This window comes from Bacillus cereus (genome assembly GCF_025917685.1).
Taxonomy (GTDB): Bacteria; Bacillota; Bacilli; order Bacillales; family Bacillaceae_G; genus Bacillus_A; species Bacillus_A cereus_AT.
The window spans coordinates 12,501-27,500 of record NZ_CP089518.1; the positions used below are offsets into that span (position 1 = coordinate 12,501).

Genomic DNA, 15,000 nt, shown 5'->3' on the forward strand with positions numbered 1-15,000 from the left:
TGAGCTGTGATGGGGAAGCTCCTTATGGAGCGAAGTCTTTGATTCCCCGCTGCCAAGAAAAGCTTCTAGCGAGATAAAAGGTGCCTGTACCGCAAACCGACACAGGTAGGCGAGGAGAGAATCCTAAGGTGTGCGAGAGAACTCTGGTTAAGGAACTCGGCAAAATGACCCCGTAACTTCGGGAGAAGGGGTGCTTTCTTAACGGAAAGCCGCAGTGAATAGGCCCAAGCGACTGTTTAGCAAAAACACAGGTCTCTGCGAAGCCGTAAGGCGAAGTATAGGGGCTGACACCTGCCCGGTGCTGGAAGGTTAAGGAGAGGGGTTAGCGTAAGCGAAGCTCTGAACTGAAGCCCCAGTAAACGGCGGCCGTAACTATAACGGTCCTAAGGTAGCGAAATTCCTTGTCGGGTAAGTTCCGACCCGCACGAAAGGTGTAACGATTTGGGCACTGTCTCAACCAGAGACTCGGTGAAATTATAGTACCTGTGAAGATGCAGGTTACCCGCGACAGGACGGAAAGACCCCGTGGAGCTTTACTGTAGCCTGATATTGAATTTTGGTACAGTTTGTACAGGATAGGCGGGAGCCATTGAAACCGGAGCGCTAGCTTCGGTGGAGGCGCTGGTGGGATACCGCCCTGACTGTATTGAAATTCTAACCTACGGGTCTTATCGACCCGGGAGACAGTGTCAGGTGGGCAGTTTGACTGGGGCGGTCGCCTCCTAAAGTGTAACGGAGGCGCCCAAAGGTTCCCTCAGAATGGTTGGAAATCATTCGTAGAGTGCAAAGGCATAAGGGAGCTTGACTGCGAGACCTACAAGTCGAGCAGGGACGAAAGTCGGGCTTAGTGATCCGGTGGTTCCGCATGGAAGGGCCATCGCTCAACGGATAAAAGCTACCCCGGGGATAACAGGCTTATCTCCCCCAAGAGTCCACATCGACGGGGAGGTTTGGCACCTCGATGTCGGCTCATCGCATCCTGGGGCTGTAGTCGGTCCCAAGGGTTGGGCTGTTCGCCCATTAAAGCGGTACGCGAGCTGGGTTCAGAACGTCGTGAGACAGTTCGGTCCCTATCCGTCGTGGGCGTAGGAAATTTGAGAGGAGCTGTCCTTAGTACGAGAGGACCGGGATGGACGCACCGCTGGTGTACCAGTTGTTCTGCCAAGGGCATAGCTGGGTAGCTATGTGCGGAAGGGATAAGTGCTGAAAGCATCTAAGCATGAAGCCCCCCTCAAGATGAGATTTCCCATAGCGTAAGCTAGTAAGATCCCTGAAAGATGATCAGGTTGATAGGTTCGAGGTGGAAGCATGGTGACATGTGGAGCTGACGAATACTAATAGATCGAGGACTTAACCATATAATATGTAGCAATGTTATCTAGTTTTGAAGGAATATGCCTTCATAGTTTGGTGATGATGGCAGAGAGGTCACACCCGTTCCCATACCGAACACGGAAGTTAAGCTCTCTAGCGCCGATGGTAGTTGGGACCTTGTCCCTGTGAGAGTAGGACGTCGCCAAGCAACTAAAAACACAAGTCTTTTGACTTGTGTTTTTTTATTTCCCATGGAATAGGCTGGATTCTGTTAGTAAAAATGCTGAAATATAATACGGGATTTTTTGAGCCGAAATATTGAGAAACTGATAAATGAATGGATAATCTTCAGAACTGTAACTTCCAAGCAAGTCATACCACCAATCTGTTTCATATCTGGAGATCATGCTTAAATTATAGAGCAATAAGTAATGAACAAGGAGCTCAGGTAATACTGGCTTAGGATTTCTAGGATCGGTCGTAAGTGGTAAATAATAAGTATCAGTAAGATGTTCGTAGTATAAAGGGGTACTATACATAGGATTCCATGATTGAGTAGGTGCTGTAAAAAGCATAGTAGACTCATTAGTTTTCCCAGGTGCATGTTGTATTGATAAATGCTTACAAGTTGTTTCGATGTAACGAGAAAACCGCTCTTTAGTCATATGCAGTCGATCTAGTATGTTGGCTGAAAAGGAGAGCTCATTTTTAGTTGGTGAATCAATCTTATATAATGTTGTTCCTTTTTGGCTATAGCGAAATAAATTTTGTAATTCAGGAATTTTTCCCATTAGTTCTAGCATATTAAACTTTTCTGCTTCTAAGTGTTTCATGTGAAACAGTTGTTCTGCAGCATGAGAAAACAATCCATTTTTCTGTATTTTTACCTCGTCTTCTAAAAATTGATACCCTTGTTTTTTTCTTTTACGTGTTGTAACTCCATGCGCTAAAACGGTTGTTGATTCGGGATAGTTCGGATCAATCGTTAGTAAGCAAGCCTTAAACAGTTGACTAATCCCATAAAACAACAACATTGGCTGAATGGAAAATGGAGCTGTCTTATATAATTCATAATAATTTTTACCGTGTTCTAAGTAATAAATAAATGGATAACAATTTTCAAAACTTTTTTTTTCGGCATCTTGAATTGAGGATTTTTCATAACAACGGGCAAGATAATATTGTACATTTTGAGATGAAAAGAAGAAACTTAATTGCTGCCAAGTACAATGTGTTTGATGCATATATTACGCTCCTTTTATTGTCTAAAAATTCTAACATATATATACGTCCTTGACAGTATTTTAACCAATTGATAAGCTACTAATAATAATTTCTGGTATCATGGGGGGAACAATTATGTGGGAATCTAAATTTGTTAAAGAAGGTTTGACTTTTGATGATGTATTACTTGTACCAGCAAGGTCAGATATATTACCAAGAGAAGTAAGTGTTAAAACAGTTTTATCTGAAAGCTTACAGCTAAACATCCCGTTAATTAGTGCAGGAATGGATACAGTAACAGAAGCTGATATGGCCATTGCAATGGCTCGCCAAGGCGGTTTAGGAATTATTCATAAGAATATGTCTATTGAACAACAAGCAGAGCAGGTTGATAAGGTAAAACGCTCTGAAAGCGGCGTTATTTCAGATCCTTTCTTTTTAACTCCAGAACATCAAGTATACGATGCAGAACATCTTATGGGGAAATATCGTATTTCAGGTGTGCCAGTTGTAAATAATTTAGATGAGCGAAAATTAGTTGGTATTATTACAAACCGTGATATGCGTTTCATCCAAGACTACTCAATCAAAATTTCTGACGTAATGACAAAAGAACAGTTAATTACAGCTCCAGTTGGTACTACACTGGAAGAAGCTGAAAAGATCCTACAAAAGTATAAAATTGAAAAGCTCCCTCTTGTTGATAATAACGGTGTATTACAAGGGCTTATTACAATAAAAGATATTGAAAAAGTAATTGAATTCCCAAACTCTGCAAAAGATAAGCAAGGACGCTTATTAGTTGGAGCAGCAGTTGGTGTAACAGCGGATGCTATGCTTCGTATTGACGCATTAGTAAAAGCAAGCGTAGATGCAATTGTACTTGATACAGCTCATGGACATTCTCACGGTGTTATTGAAAAAGTAAAAGAAGTTCGTGCGAAATATCCATCATTAAACATTATCGCTGGAAATGTTGCTACAGCTGAAGCAACAAAAGCATTAATTGAAGCTGGTGCAAACGTTGTTAAAGTTGGTATTGGACCAGGTTCTATTTGTACAACACGCGTTGTAGCTGGCGTTGGTGTACCACAATTAACAGCAGTTTATGATTGTGCGACTGAAGCTCGTAAACACGGCATTCCAGTTATTGCAGATGGCGGTGTTAAGTACTCTGGTGATATGGTTAAAGCTTTAGCGGCAGGAGCACATGTTGTTATGTTAGGTAGTATGTTTGCTGGTGTAGCTGAAAGCCCTGGAGAAACTGAAATTTACCAAGGTCGTCAATTTAAAGTATACCGTGGAATGGGTTCTGTTGGAGCAATGGAAAAAGGAAGTAAAGATCGTTACTTCCAAGAAGGAAACAAAAAACTTGTTCCAGAAGGTATTGAAGGACGAGTACCATATAAAGGACCTTTAGCAGATACAGTTCATCAATTAGTTGGTGGATTACGTGCAGGTATGGGATACTGCGGAGCACAAGATTTAGAATTCTTACGTGAGAATGCGCAATTTATTCGTATGTCGGGTGCTGGTTTACGTGAAAGCCATCCTCACCATGTGCAGATTACAAAAGAGGCTCCAAACTACTCATTATAATGTCTTATATGTAAATAGACGGAGATTTGATATCTCTGTCTATTTTTTTTTGATTATGTTAGAATAACGGTTATGTGAGTACATAGATATTGGGGGTAGCAAAAGTGAAAGGTATGTTTTGCAAAAGATTCATTGCGTTGGTAACAGTGCTTACAATAGCTTGTAGCATGCTTGTACCATATAGCAATGCATCAGCAGAAACAGGAGCCGCTTTAAACATTGAAGCAGGTGCGGCAATTTTAGTAGAAGCGAATTCTGGGAAGATTTTATATCAAAAAAATGCAGATGAGTTATTATCAATTGCTAGTATGACAAAAATGATGAGTGAATACCTAGTGAACGAGGCAGTTGCGAAAGGGAAACTAAAATGGGATCAAAAAGTTAAGGTTTCTGAATATGCGTATAACATTTCGCAAGATCGTTCATTATCGAATGTGCCTCTACGAAACGGTGAGTCTTATACAGTAAAAGAGTTATACGAAGCAATGGCAATTTATTCTGCTAATGGTGCAACAATAGCGCTAGCTGAAGCGGTTGCTGGAAAAGAAGTAGAATTTGTAAAAATGATGAATGATAAATCGAAAGAGTTTGGATTAAAAAATTATAAGTTTGTAAATTCTACAGGCTTAACGAACAAAGATTTAAAGGGACACCATCCTGAAGGGACAACTCCGGATGAAGAAAATAAAATGTCTGCGAGAGATGTAGCAATTCTAGCACAACGTCTTATTCAAGATTTCCCTAAAACATTAGACATAGCAAAAATTTCAAAAAAAGTATTCCGTGAAGGTACTCCGGATCGAATCGAAATGTCTAACTGGAACTGGATGTTAAAAGGGCTAATTAAGGAATATGAAGGCGTAGATGGCCTGAAAACAGGATCAACTCCAGAAGCAGGAGATTGTTTCACTGGTACGATTGAAAGAAATGGTATGCGTTTCATTTCTGTAGTTATTAAAACAAACTCTCATACAGCAAGATTTGATGAGACAAAGAAATTATATGATTATGGATTTGCTAATTTTGAAATGAAGAAAATGTATGAAAAAGGTTCTTCGGTCAAAGGAAAAGAAACAGTAAGAGTAGAAAATGCGAAAGATAAAGATGTAGCAGTTCAAATGAAACAAGCTGTTTCACTTCCAGTACCAAAAGGAAGTAAAGATGTTTATAAAACAGAATTTAAAGAAGGAAATAAGGGACAAGAAGCACCTATTAAAAAGGGAGGTTCACTTGGCCAAATGGTAATAACGCCGAAAGATGGTAATGATCCTGGATTTTTATCAGGAAAATCACTGCAAGTTGACCTTGTAACAAAATCTGAAGTAGAAGAAGCAGGTTGGTTTACACGTTCTATGCGCGGAATTGGTTCTTTCTTTGGTGGTATGTGGAATAGTGCTGTTGATACAGTAAAAGGTTGGTTTTAAAAGCTCCTCATTGTAGGAGCTTTTTCTTATTCCTATTTTTCATACCGACTTTATGAAAAAGTAGTGGACAAGCATCAGATAGTTAATGGTAGAATGTAAGAGTATTCTTAATTTTCTTCTTTAACGGGGAAAGCAATTCACCTAGGGGGGTTTTTGTACATGACAAATGTAACAGGGACAGAACGTGTAAAACGTGGAATGGCAGAAATGCAAAAAGGCGGCGTTATTATGGACGTAATTAACGCTGAGCAAGCAAGGATTGCAGAAGAGGCGGGCGCAGTTGCTGTTATGGCATTAGAGCGTGTACCTGCAGATATTCGTGCAGCAGGTGGCGTTTCTCGTATGGCAGATCCAACAATTGTTGAAGAAGTTATGGGTGCTGTGTCAATTCCGGTTATGGCAAAATGCCGTATCGGTCACCTTGTAGAAGCACGTGTATTAGAATCATTAGGGGTAGACTATATCGATGAGAGTGAAGTATTAACTCCTGCTGATGAAGTGTACCATTTAAATAAACGTGATTACACAGTTCCGTTTGTATGTGGTTGCCGTGATATCGGAGAAGCTGCACGTCGTATTGCAGAAGGTGCATCTATGCTTCGTACAAAAGGTGAGCCAGGAACAGGAAACATTGTAGAGGCAGTGCGTCATATGCGCCAAGTCAATGCAGAAATCCGTCAAGTTGCAAGTCTACGTGAAGATGAGTTAATGACATATGCAAAAAATACTGGTGCTCCTTATGAAGTACTACTTGAAATTAAACGCCTTGGTCGCTTACCAGTTGTAAACTTTGCAGCAGGTGGTGTAGCAACACCAGCAGATGCAGCGTTAATGATGCAACTTGGTGCTGATGGTGTATTCGTTGGATCTGGTATCTTCAAATCAGAGAACCCAGAGAAATTTGCACGTGCAATCGTTGAAGCAACGACTCACTATGAAGATTATGAACTAATTGCAAGCCTTTCTAAAGGATTAGGTAATGCAATGAAGGGTATCGAAATTTCAACGTTATTACCAGAACAACGCATGCAAGAGCGTGGATGGTAATTAAAGGAGATTCTTTAAAATGGTGAAAATCGGTGTACTAGGTCTTCAAGGTGCAGTTCGTGAGCATGTAAAATCAGTTGAAGCAAGTGGTGCAGAAGCTGTGGTTGTAAAGCGTATAGAACAACTTGAAGAGATTGATGGTCTTATTTTACCAGGCGGTGAAAGTACAACAATGCGCCGTCTTATTGATAAGTATGCTTTCATGGAGCCTCTTCGTACATTTGCGAAGTCTGGTAAACCAATGTTTGGTACATGTGCAGGTATGATTCTTCTTGCGAAAACACTTATTGGCTATGAAAAAGCACATATTGGTGCTATGGATATTACAGTTGAACGCAATGCGTTTGGACGCCAAAAAGATAGTTTTGAAGCCGCGCTTTCAATTAAAGGTGTGGGGGAAGACTTTATTGGTGTATTTATCCGTGCTCCATATGTTGTAGATGTGGCTGATAACGTTGAAGTACTTTCTAAGCATGGCGATCGAATGGTAGCGGTAAGACAAAATCAGTTTTTAGCTGCTTCATTCCATCCGGAATTAACGGATGATCATCGTGTAACAGCATACTTTGTCGAAATGGTAAAAGAAGCGAAAATGAAAAAAGTTGTATAAGTAACTTGCAACTTGTATAAGATTATAGTAAATTGATGGTAACAATTTTATAAAATAAGCGTGTTGATAGGAAGTAGTAACAGATGTCGTTTCTTATAGAGAGTCGATGGTTGGTGGAAATCGATAGAAACAGTTTGTGAATCCATCCTGGAATGGAATGTGGAATATCTTTGGATTAGTAAGCATTCCCGGTGAAGAGCCGTTATTTCTACTTGAGAGGAAAGCGGCAATGCTTTCAACTAGGGTGGCAACGCGGGTTAACTCCCGTCCCTTTGTATAGGGACGGGAGTTTTTTGTGTTTTATAAAATAAAAGGAGGAGTATATAATGCTTGATATTAAATTTTTACGTACGAATTTTGAAGAAGTAAAAGCAAAATTACAGCATAGAGGCGAAGATTTAACAGATTTTGGTCGCTTTGAGGAACTTGATACGAGAAGAAGAGAGCTACTTGTTCAAACAGAAGAACTAAAAAGTAAACGTAACGAAGTATCTCAACAAATTTCAGTATTAAAGCGTGAAAAGAAAGATGCGGAAGCTCTAATTCTAGAAATGCGTGAAGTTGGGGAAAAAGTAAAAGATCTTGATAATGAGCTTCGTACAGTTGAAGAAGATTTAGAGAGATTAATGCTATCTATCCCAAATATCCCTCATGAATCTGCTCCAGTAGGTGAAACAGAAGATGATAACGTAGTAGCACGTAATTGGGGAGAAGTGAAAGAATTTACTTTTGAGCCAAAACCACATTGGGATCTTGCTACAGATTTAGGGATTTTAGATTTTGAACGTGCTGGGAAAGTAACAGGAAGCCGATTTGTATTTTACAAAGGTGCTGGTGCAAGATTAGAGCGTGCTTTAATTAGTTTCATGCTTGATCTTCATACTGATGAGCATGGATATGAGGAAGTATTACCTCCTTATATGGTAAACCGTGCAAGTATGACAGGAACAGGGCAACTTCCAAAGTTTGAAGAAGATGCATTCCGTATTGAAAGCGAAGATTATTTCTTAATCCCTACAGCTGAAGTACCTGTAACGAATATGCATCGTGATGAGATTTTAAGTAAAGAGCAATTACCGATACGATATGCTGCATTTAGCTCTTGCTTCCGTTCTGAAGCAGGTTCTGCTGGTCGCGATACACGTGGTTTAATTCGCCAACATCAATTTAATAAAGTAGAGCTTGTGAAGTTCGTAAAACCAGAAGATTCTTATGAAGAGTTAGAAAAATTAACAAATGATGCAGAACGCGTGTTACAATTATTAGAGTTGCCATATCGCGTTATGAGCATGTGCACAGGCGATTTAGGATTTACAGCAGCGAAAAAATACGATATTGAAGTATGGATTCCAAGCTATGGCACATATCGTGAAATTTCTTCTTGTAGTAATTTTGAAGCTTTCCAAGCGAGACGTGCAAATATCCGTTTCCGTCGTGAGCCAAACGGAAAACCAGAACATGTTCATACATTAAATGGATCTGGTCTTGCAATTGGACGTACGGTTGCAGCTATTTTAGAGAACTACCAGCAAGAAGATGGTACAATTATAATTCCAGAAGTTCTTCGCCCTTATATGGGAGGAAAAACAGTTATTAAGTAAATTTAAACATTCATCGGTATGAGTGATTGGTAATTATGAGCGTTGTCATTACTATAATGTAGGAGAGGGAAAGTAAAATTTTCCTTTCCTCATAATTTATTTTAGTAGGGTTGACTAACTGTTTTTCTTTTGATATTATATTTGATGTCAATATGGAGGTATACCCAAGTCTGGCTGAAGGGATCGGTCTTGAAAACCGACAGGCGGCGAGAGTCGCGCGGGGGTTCGAATCCCTCTACCTCCTCCAGATATAATTGACAACAGCGCATATAAGTGGAGATTGGAGAACTCGTTACCAACACGTAACGAGTTTTTATTTTAAAACCAATCATAAAGTATGGTGTAAGGCGATTTTGTCCTTATTACACACTCATATTCCGATGATTATCTTCATAGATATGAAAGGAGTCAACATGGATCTTATTATACAAACGTTTCCTTTAGATGGAAAAACTTTATATTATGTACAATGTCCGGTCTGTAAGAACAATAGAATTTTAAACAGTGGTGCAAACGTGTCACGCATTATAAGCGATGATACATTCCGTAAACTTTGTGGTTGTACTTGTGACGTAAAACAAGTTGCGAGTAAAGTAGAGGTACCAAAAAAGGTTGAAAAACCAGCTGTAAAGAAAGAAGCAGCTCCAAAACGTACAGGTAAAGTATTAACAGCAGTAATTAACGGGAAAGAAATGACTGTTAAAGAGATTGCTGAAACATATGATATTAGTACGAGTACTGTTCGTCAGCGTATTAACGCTGGAAAACCTGAGAGTGAAATTATTGCTCCAACAAAGAAAAAGTAATTTAATAGAAAAACCCGTGCATATGCACGGGTTTTTTATTTTACAAGTTTACGTGTTTGTTTTAAAAAATGGCCGATTTTTTTAATGATTGGTTCGATTGAATCGCCATCTTTTAAAATATCGTATTCATTAATGTTTAGTCGTAAAACAGGGCATGAGTTAAAGTCATTAATCCAATTTTCGTAACGTCCATGCATCTCTTTCCAATACTCAATTGGTGTTTGTTGTTCCATTGGACGTCCTCGTTCTTGGATACGGTCGACAATATCATCGAAAGAACCTTCTAAATAAATTAATAAGTCTGGATGTGGGAAGTAAGGAGTCATGACCATAGCATCAAATAAACCTTTGTATGTTTCATAATCAGTTTCTGTCATTGTACCCTTTTCGTGATGCATTTTTGCAAAAATACCAGTGTCCTCATAAATAGAACGGTCTTGGACAAAACCGCCACCATATTCAAAAATTCTTTTTTGTTCTTTAAATCGTTCTGCTAAAAAATATACTTGTAAGTGAAAGCTCCAACGTGTGAAATCAGCATAGAACTTGTCCAAATATGGATTGGAATCTACTTTTTCGAAAGATGTACGATAACCTAAAGCGTTAGCTAATGCAGTTGTCATAGTTGATTTACCGACACCTACTGTTCCAGCAATAGTGATAACTGCATCATTTGGTATATCATATTTTTGCCTTAAATTCATTATTATTTCGACTCCTTCAAGAGAGTATTTTGAAGAGTGGATAAGATGACATTTAAATCATCAGGATTTCTTACAAAATCCATATCGTCTCCGTTAAACTTCAATACTGGAATATCTGGATGGTCCTTTTTGAAAGCATCCATTGCTGTTTCGTAATCTTTTGTAAGCTGTAGCAAATAATTTGGATCCATATTTTTTTCGAATTCTCTTCCGCGCATCGCAATTCTTTTTTGTAATGTTTCTAGGCTCGCTGTTAAATAAACGATGACATTTGGTACAGGCATATCTTGAGTAAGGATACGATAAATTTGCATGTACTTGTCATATTGAGCATCTTTTAATGTACGGGATGCAAAAATTAAATTTTTGAATATATGATAATCTGCTACTACAGGCTTCCTTTGATCCAAATACTTTATGTTAATATCCTCTAGTTGTTTGTATCTATTACAAAGAAAGAACATCTCTGTTTGAAAACTCCATTCGTCGATGTCTTCGTAGAATTTTCCTAAAAAAGGATTTTCATCAACAATCTCTTTTAGTAAGTGGAGTTGCATGTGAGTTGAAATTTCCTTCGCAAGTGAAGTTTTTCCAACACCAATTGGTCCTTCAACCGTGATAAATGGTACTCCGGTCACGCTGTTTCCTCCTTTCAATCAGTGATTTACCGTGACTACTAAAAACACAAAACAGAATTATTGTAGCACAAGAGGGAAGCGAGCGGGTTAATTTGATATAAAAAGTTAGAAAATAGATATATGTATTAATTAATTTTTATTTGAGATGATGGTACTATATTTGCTTTTAATGTGGCTTCCATTATTTTTAAAGCATGCAGGTTATCCTGATCATGATTAGAGGCAATACAGTCCTGTGGTACATACAGTGTATAATTTCTCATATGAGCATCGTTAGCTGTAAAGAGGATACATATATTCCCGGCGACGCCTGTTAATATTAGATTTTCTATTTTTAAATAGCCTAATAAAGAATTTAAAGGTGTTTCATAAAAAGCAGAGTAATGTGGTTTAATAAAAATGTAATCATCAGAATTTGGAGCAATCTTATGAATGATATTTTCACTATACTCATTTGTACAATGAGTAATTAGTTGGTCAATATCAGATCTCCAAAGTTGATAATGGTCATTAATATAAATTATGGGGTAGCCAAAGGATTTCATTGTTTTTTTTAATTGTAAAATAGGATTTGTTATAATTTCGCATTTTTTGGCCAGGATGGGTCCGTGTGAAAATTGAAAGTCATTAATCATATCGATAATGAGTAAGGCAGTATTCTTCATATGTAATCCCCTCTCTTTTTTCTTAGGGTGGATTGAATTTGTAAAAGTTATCCCATGTGTAGTAAATGGAAATAAGTGTACTTTATTTGTAATGAAAGGACTATGGTATGGAACACGATCAAGATATTTATTTTATGCAGTTAGCAATAGAAGAGGCTAAAAAGGCAGAGGCAATACAAGAAGTACCGATTGGTGCAGTTATAGTGTTAGATGGTGAAGTAATTAGTGTTGCTCATAATTTAAGGGAAACTGAGCAAAGATCAATAGCTCACGCTGAGTTGTTAGCTATTGATGAGGCGTGCAAAAAATTAGGGACATGGCGCTTAGAAGATGCAACGTTATATGTAACATTAGAACCTTGTCCAATGTGTGCAGGTGGAATTGTATTATCACGCGTAAAAAGGGTTGTATATGGTGCGAGCGATCCGAAAGGTGGATGTGCAGGTACATTAATGAATCTTTTAACCGATGAGCGTTTTAATCATCAATGCGAAGTGGTGGCTGGTGTACTAGAAGAAGAATGTGGTACGTTGTTAACGAATTTTTTTAGGGAGCTTCGTAAGAAAAGAAAAGAAGCGAAAAAATTAGAGAAAAGTAATACGAACTAACGTATTTGCATTTTGTAAAAAAACAAGTTATACTGATAATGCCTTTAATGAAGGCAACCGAATATTGGTTTTAACTTTGCCGTGCTAAGCGGGGAGGTAGCGGTGCCCTATACTCGCAATCCGCTCTAGCGAGGCCGAATCCCTTCTCGAGGTTATGTTGCTGTAAGGTCTGTCTTAAGTAAGTGGTGTTGACGTTTGGGTCCTGCGCAACGGGACCCCGTGAACCTTGTCAGGTCCGGAAGGAAGCAGCAATAAGCGGGTCTTCTCGTGTGCCGCAGGAGTGCCTGAACCGAGCTAACTGCTTAAGTAACGCTTATGGTACGTAATCGACAGAAGGTGCACGGCAGTTATATATGTATACAAAACTCACCTTAATACTAAGGTGGGTTTTTTGTATAGAAAATAACTTTTGGAATCTATAAACAGAATGGGTTATAATAAATGAGATAATAACCTTTGAGGGAGGCCGTATTTTCGTGTCATACCAAGCGTTATACCGAACATGGAGACCGCAAAAGTTTGGAGATGTAGTCGGTCAAAAGCACGTGACAAAAACGTTGCAAAATGCCCTTCTTCAAGAGAAAGTTTCACATGCTTATGTATTTTCTGGTCCAAGGGGAACAGGGAAAACGACAATTGCAAAAGTATTTGCAAAAGCAATTAACTGTGAACATGCTCCGGTAGCTGAACCTTGTAATGAATGTCCTTCTTGTTTAGGAATTACACAAGGATCTATTTCAGATGTATTAGAAATTGATGCGGCTTCAAATAACGGTGTAGATGAAATTCGAGATATAAGAGATAAAGTAAAATATGCTCCAAGTGCTGTGAAATATAAAGTATACATTATTGATGAAGTCCACATGCTTTCTATGGGTGCCTTTAACGCACTTTTAAAAACGTTAGAGGAGCCGCCAGGACATGTTATCTTTATTTTGGCGACAACAGAGCCACATAAGATTCCACCGACAATCATTTCACGTTGTCAACGCTTTGAATTTCGAAAAATATCAGTAAATGATATCGTAGAGAGATTATCTACGGTTGTGACGAATGAAGGTACACAAGTAGAAGATGAAGCGTTACAAATCGTCGCACGTGCCGCTGAAGGTGGTATGCGTGATGCATTAAGTCTGATTGATCAAGCGATTTCTTATAGTGATGAGACTGTGACGAGTGAAGATGTTTTAGCTGTAACGGGTTCTGTTTCTCAACAATACTTAGGTAACTTAGTAGAATGTATACGTGAAAATGATGTATCAAGAGCGTTACGTATTATAGATGAAATGATGAGTAAGGGGAAAGATCCAGTTCGCTTTATGGAGGATTTCATTTACTACTATCGTGATATGCTTTTATATCAAACTTCACCACAATTAGAACATATGTTGGAAAGGGTAATTGTAGATGATCAATTCCGTACATTAAGTGAAGAAATGCAACCGGAAGTAATCTATGAAATTATTCATACCCTTAGTAAGGGACAACAGGAGATGAAGTGGACAAACCATCCACGAATTTTCTTAGAAGTTGTTATGGTGCAATTGTGTCAGCAATTTATGATGCAGGCAAATGGTACAGATCGTTTGCAAGCAATTATGAACAGGATGCAGCAATTGGAGAAAGAGTTAGAGCAAGTTAAAAAGAATGGTGTGCCAGCTGGTGTACAGCAGGAAGTAAGAGAGACGCGTGCGACACCAAAACCGGTACGAACAGGAAGTATGAAAATTCCTGTCGGACGCGTGAATGAAGTGTTAAAGCAAGCGAAGCGTCAAGATCTAGAACAGTTAAAAGCTGTATGGGGCGAGTTGTTAGGAAGACTCAAGTCATATAACAAAGTAGCATTTGCTGTTTTATTAGAAAATAGTGAGCCAGTAGCAGCTTCAGATGATACCTATGTGTTAGCATTTCAATATGAAATCCATTGTAAAATGGCAAGTGAAAATCGAGAAGCGATGGATACATTGGAACAGACTCTTTTTGAATTGCTAAGTAAAAGGTTAAACATGATTGCTATCCCAAAAAGTGAATGGGGTAAAATTCGCGAAGACTTTTTACAACGCGAAGGCGGGGATTCTGAAGAAAGCCCAGAACAAAAAGAAGACCCTCTTATAGAAGAAGCTGTAAAATTAGTAGGGCAAGAACTTATCGAAATAAAAGAGTAATAATTAGGAGGAATTAATTATGATGCGTGGCGGAATGGGAAATATGAATAACATGATGAAACAAATGCAAAAGATGCAAAAGGACATGGCAAAGGCGCAAGAAGAGCTTGGTGAAAAAACAGTTGAAGGTACAGCTGGTGGCGGAATGATTACTGTTATTGCAAATGGTCATAAGCAAGTTCTTGAAGTGAAAATTAAAGAAGAAGTTGTAGATCCAGAAGATATCGAAATGTTACAAGACTTAGTATTAGCTGCAACGAACGATGCGCTTAAAAAAGCTGACGAACTTTCAAATTCTACAATGGGTAAATTTACAAAAGGCTTAAACTTACCAGGTGGAATGTTCTAGGAGGATATTGATATATGCATTATCCAGAACCGATATCAAAATTAATTGATAGTTTTATGAAATTGCCAGGAATCGGACCGAAAACAGCGGTTCGACTGGCGTTCTTCGTGTTAGATATGAAAGAAGATGATGTGTTAGGTTTTGCGAAAGCACTTGTGAATGCGAAGCGAGATTTAGCGTATTGTTCTGTATGTGGGCATATCACTGACCGTGATCCTTGTTATATTTGTGACGATTCGCATAGAG

The 15,000-nt window shown here is 38.6% G+C and carries 14 protein-coding genes, 1 tRNA gene, 2 rRNA genes, 1 other RNA gene and 1 other annotated feature (2 of these 19 running past the window's edge); of the genes, 14 read left to right on the top strand and 4 right to left on the bottom strand.

From position 1 onward, the window contains the following. A 23S ribosomal RNA gene (locus tag LUS72_RS00050) occupies positions 1 to 1,358 on the top strand (it extends 1,564 nt beyond the left edge of the window). A gap of 48 nt (positions 1,359 to 1,406) precedes the next feature. Next, a 5S ribosomal RNA gene (gene rrf / locus LUS72_RS00055) occupies positions 1,407 to 1,522 on the top strand. A 34-nt stretch (positions 1,523 to 1,556) separates the two neighbouring features. Here rrf and LUS72_RS00060 read toward each other — a convergent pair. Next, positions 1,557 to 2,558, bottom strand: a complete 1,002-nt coding sequence (locus LUS72_RS00060; protein ID WP_097833386.1) for a YaaC family protein — start codon at positions 2,556 to 2,558, stop codon at positions 1,557 to 1,559. Positions 2,559 to 2,673: 115 nt separating this feature from the next. On the opposite strand from LUS72_RS00060, the gene guaB reads away from it, so the two are divergent. The 7 genes from guaB to LUS72_RS00095 all read left to right on the top strand — a co-directional run bounded on the left by guaB (position 2,674) and on the right by LUS72_RS00095 (position 9,625). After that, positions 2,674 to 4,137: an IMP dehydrogenase gene (gene guaB / locus LUS72_RS00065; RefSeq protein WP_000264087.1), complete on the top strand. Its 1,464-nt coding sequence runs from the start codon at positions 2,674 to 2,676 to the stop codon at positions 4,135 to 4,137. Positions 4,138 to 4,250: 113 nt separating this feature from the next. Further along, positions 4,251 to 5,561, top strand: a complete 1,311-nt coding sequence (locus LUS72_RS00070; RefSeq protein ID WP_176539500.1) for a D-alanyl-D-alanine carboxypeptidase family protein — start codon at positions 4,251 to 4,253, stop codon at positions 5,559 to 5,561. Between the two features lie 159 nt (positions 5,562 to 5,720). Further along, positions 5,721 to 6,608 carry a pyridoxal 5'-phosphate synthase lyase subunit PdxS gene (gene pdxS, locus LUS72_RS00075; protein WP_000186161.1) on the top strand — a complete coding sequence of 296 codons (888 nt, stop codon included), beginning with the start codon at positions 5,721 to 5,723 and terminating at the stop codon, positions 6,606 to 6,608. A 19-nt stretch (positions 6,609 to 6,627) separates the two neighbouring features. Continuing rightward, on the top strand, positions 6,628 to 7,218 hold the full coding sequence (pdxT, locus tag LUS72_RS00080; RefSeq protein ID WP_264448496.1) for a pyridoxal 5'-phosphate synthase glutaminase subunit PdxT: 591 nt from the start codon (positions 6,628 to 6,630) through the stop codon (positions 7,216 to 7,218). A 54-nt stretch (positions 7,219 to 7,272) separates the two neighbouring features. Next, positions 7,273 to 7,493 (top strand) — a binding site (T-box leader). Positions 7,494 to 7,544: 51 nt separating this feature from the next. Beyond that, a complete protein-coding gene (gene serS, locus LUS72_RS00085; protein WP_000884178.1) occupies positions 7,545 to 8,819 on the top strand; it encodes a serine--tRNA ligase in 1,275 nt (424 codons plus the stop codon). Positions 8,820 to 8,973: 154 nt separating this feature from the next. Further along, positions 8,974 to 9,066: transfer RNA gene (locus LUS72_RS00090), tRNA-Ser, on the top strand. Between the two features lie 166 nt (positions 9,067 to 9,232). Further along, positions 9,233 to 9,625: a sigma factor-like helix-turn-helix DNA-binding protein gene (locus tag LUS72_RS00095; RefSeq protein WP_000364207.1), complete on the top strand. Its 393-nt coding sequence runs from the start codon at positions 9,233 to 9,235 to the stop codon at positions 9,623 to 9,625. A gap of 35 nt (positions 9,626 to 9,660) precedes the next feature. On the opposite strand, the gene LUS72_RS00100 is transcribed toward LUS72_RS00095, so the two are convergent. From LUS72_RS00100 to LUS72_RS00110, 3 genes are all read right to left on the bottom strand, one after another. Next, entirely contained in the window at positions 9,661 to 10,329 is a 669-nt protein-coding gene (locus LUS72_RS00100) for a deoxynucleoside kinase (RefSeq protein WP_001053582.1), read from the bottom strand. Positions 10,330 to 10,331: 2 nt separating this feature from the next. After that, on the bottom strand, positions 10,332 to 10,967 hold the full coding sequence (locus LUS72_RS00105) for a deoxynucleoside kinase (RefSeq protein WP_097833382.1): 636 nt from the start codon (positions 10,965 to 10,967) through the stop codon (positions 10,332 to 10,334). Positions 10,968 to 11,092: 125 nt separating this feature from the next. Next, positions 11,093 to 11,632 carry a cysteine hydrolase family protein gene (locus LUS72_RS00110; RefSeq protein WP_097833381.1) on the bottom strand — a complete coding sequence of 180 codons (540 nt, stop codon included), beginning with the start codon at positions 11,630 to 11,632 and terminating at the stop codon, positions 11,093 to 11,095. A 107-nt stretch (positions 11,633 to 11,739) separates the two neighbouring features. On the opposite strand from LUS72_RS00110, the gene tadA reads away from it, so the two are divergent. The 5 genes from tadA to recR all read left to right on the top strand — a co-directional run. Then, positions 11,740 to 12,240: a tRNA adenosine(34) deaminase TadA gene (gene tadA / locus LUS72_RS00115; RefSeq protein ID WP_071744327.1), complete on the top strand. Its 501-nt coding sequence runs from the start codon at positions 11,740 to 11,742 to the stop codon at positions 12,238 to 12,240. A gap of 79 nt (positions 12,241 to 12,319) precedes the next feature. Then, positions 12,320 to 12,584: signal recognition particle sRNA large type (gene ffs, locus LUS72_RS00120), an RNA gene on the top strand. Positions 12,585 to 12,716: 132 nt separating this feature from the next. After that, complete coding sequence (gene dnaX / locus LUS72_RS00125; protein WP_071770408.1) at positions 12,717 to 14,405, top strand: DNA polymerase III subunit gamma/tau; 1,689 nt, start codon at positions 12,717 to 12,719, stop codon at positions 14,403 to 14,405. A gap of 22 nt (positions 14,406 to 14,427) precedes the next feature. Continuing rightward, positions 14,428 to 14,754 (top strand): YbaB/EbfC family nucleoid-associated protein, encoded by a 327-nt coding sequence (locus LUS72_RS00130; RefSeq protein WP_170956690.1) that lies wholly within the window; start codon positions 14,428 to 14,430, stop codon positions 14,752 to 14,754. Positions 14,755 to 14,768: 14 nt separating this feature from the next. Beyond that, on the top strand, positions 14,769 to 15,000 hold the 5' portion of the coding sequence (gene recR / locus LUS72_RS00135) for a recombination protein RecR (RefSeq protein ID WP_000559165.1). Its footprint extends 365 nt past the window's final position; only the first 232 of its 597 coding nucleotides appear in the window; the start codon lies at positions 14,769 to 14,771; the stop codon falls past the right edge of the window.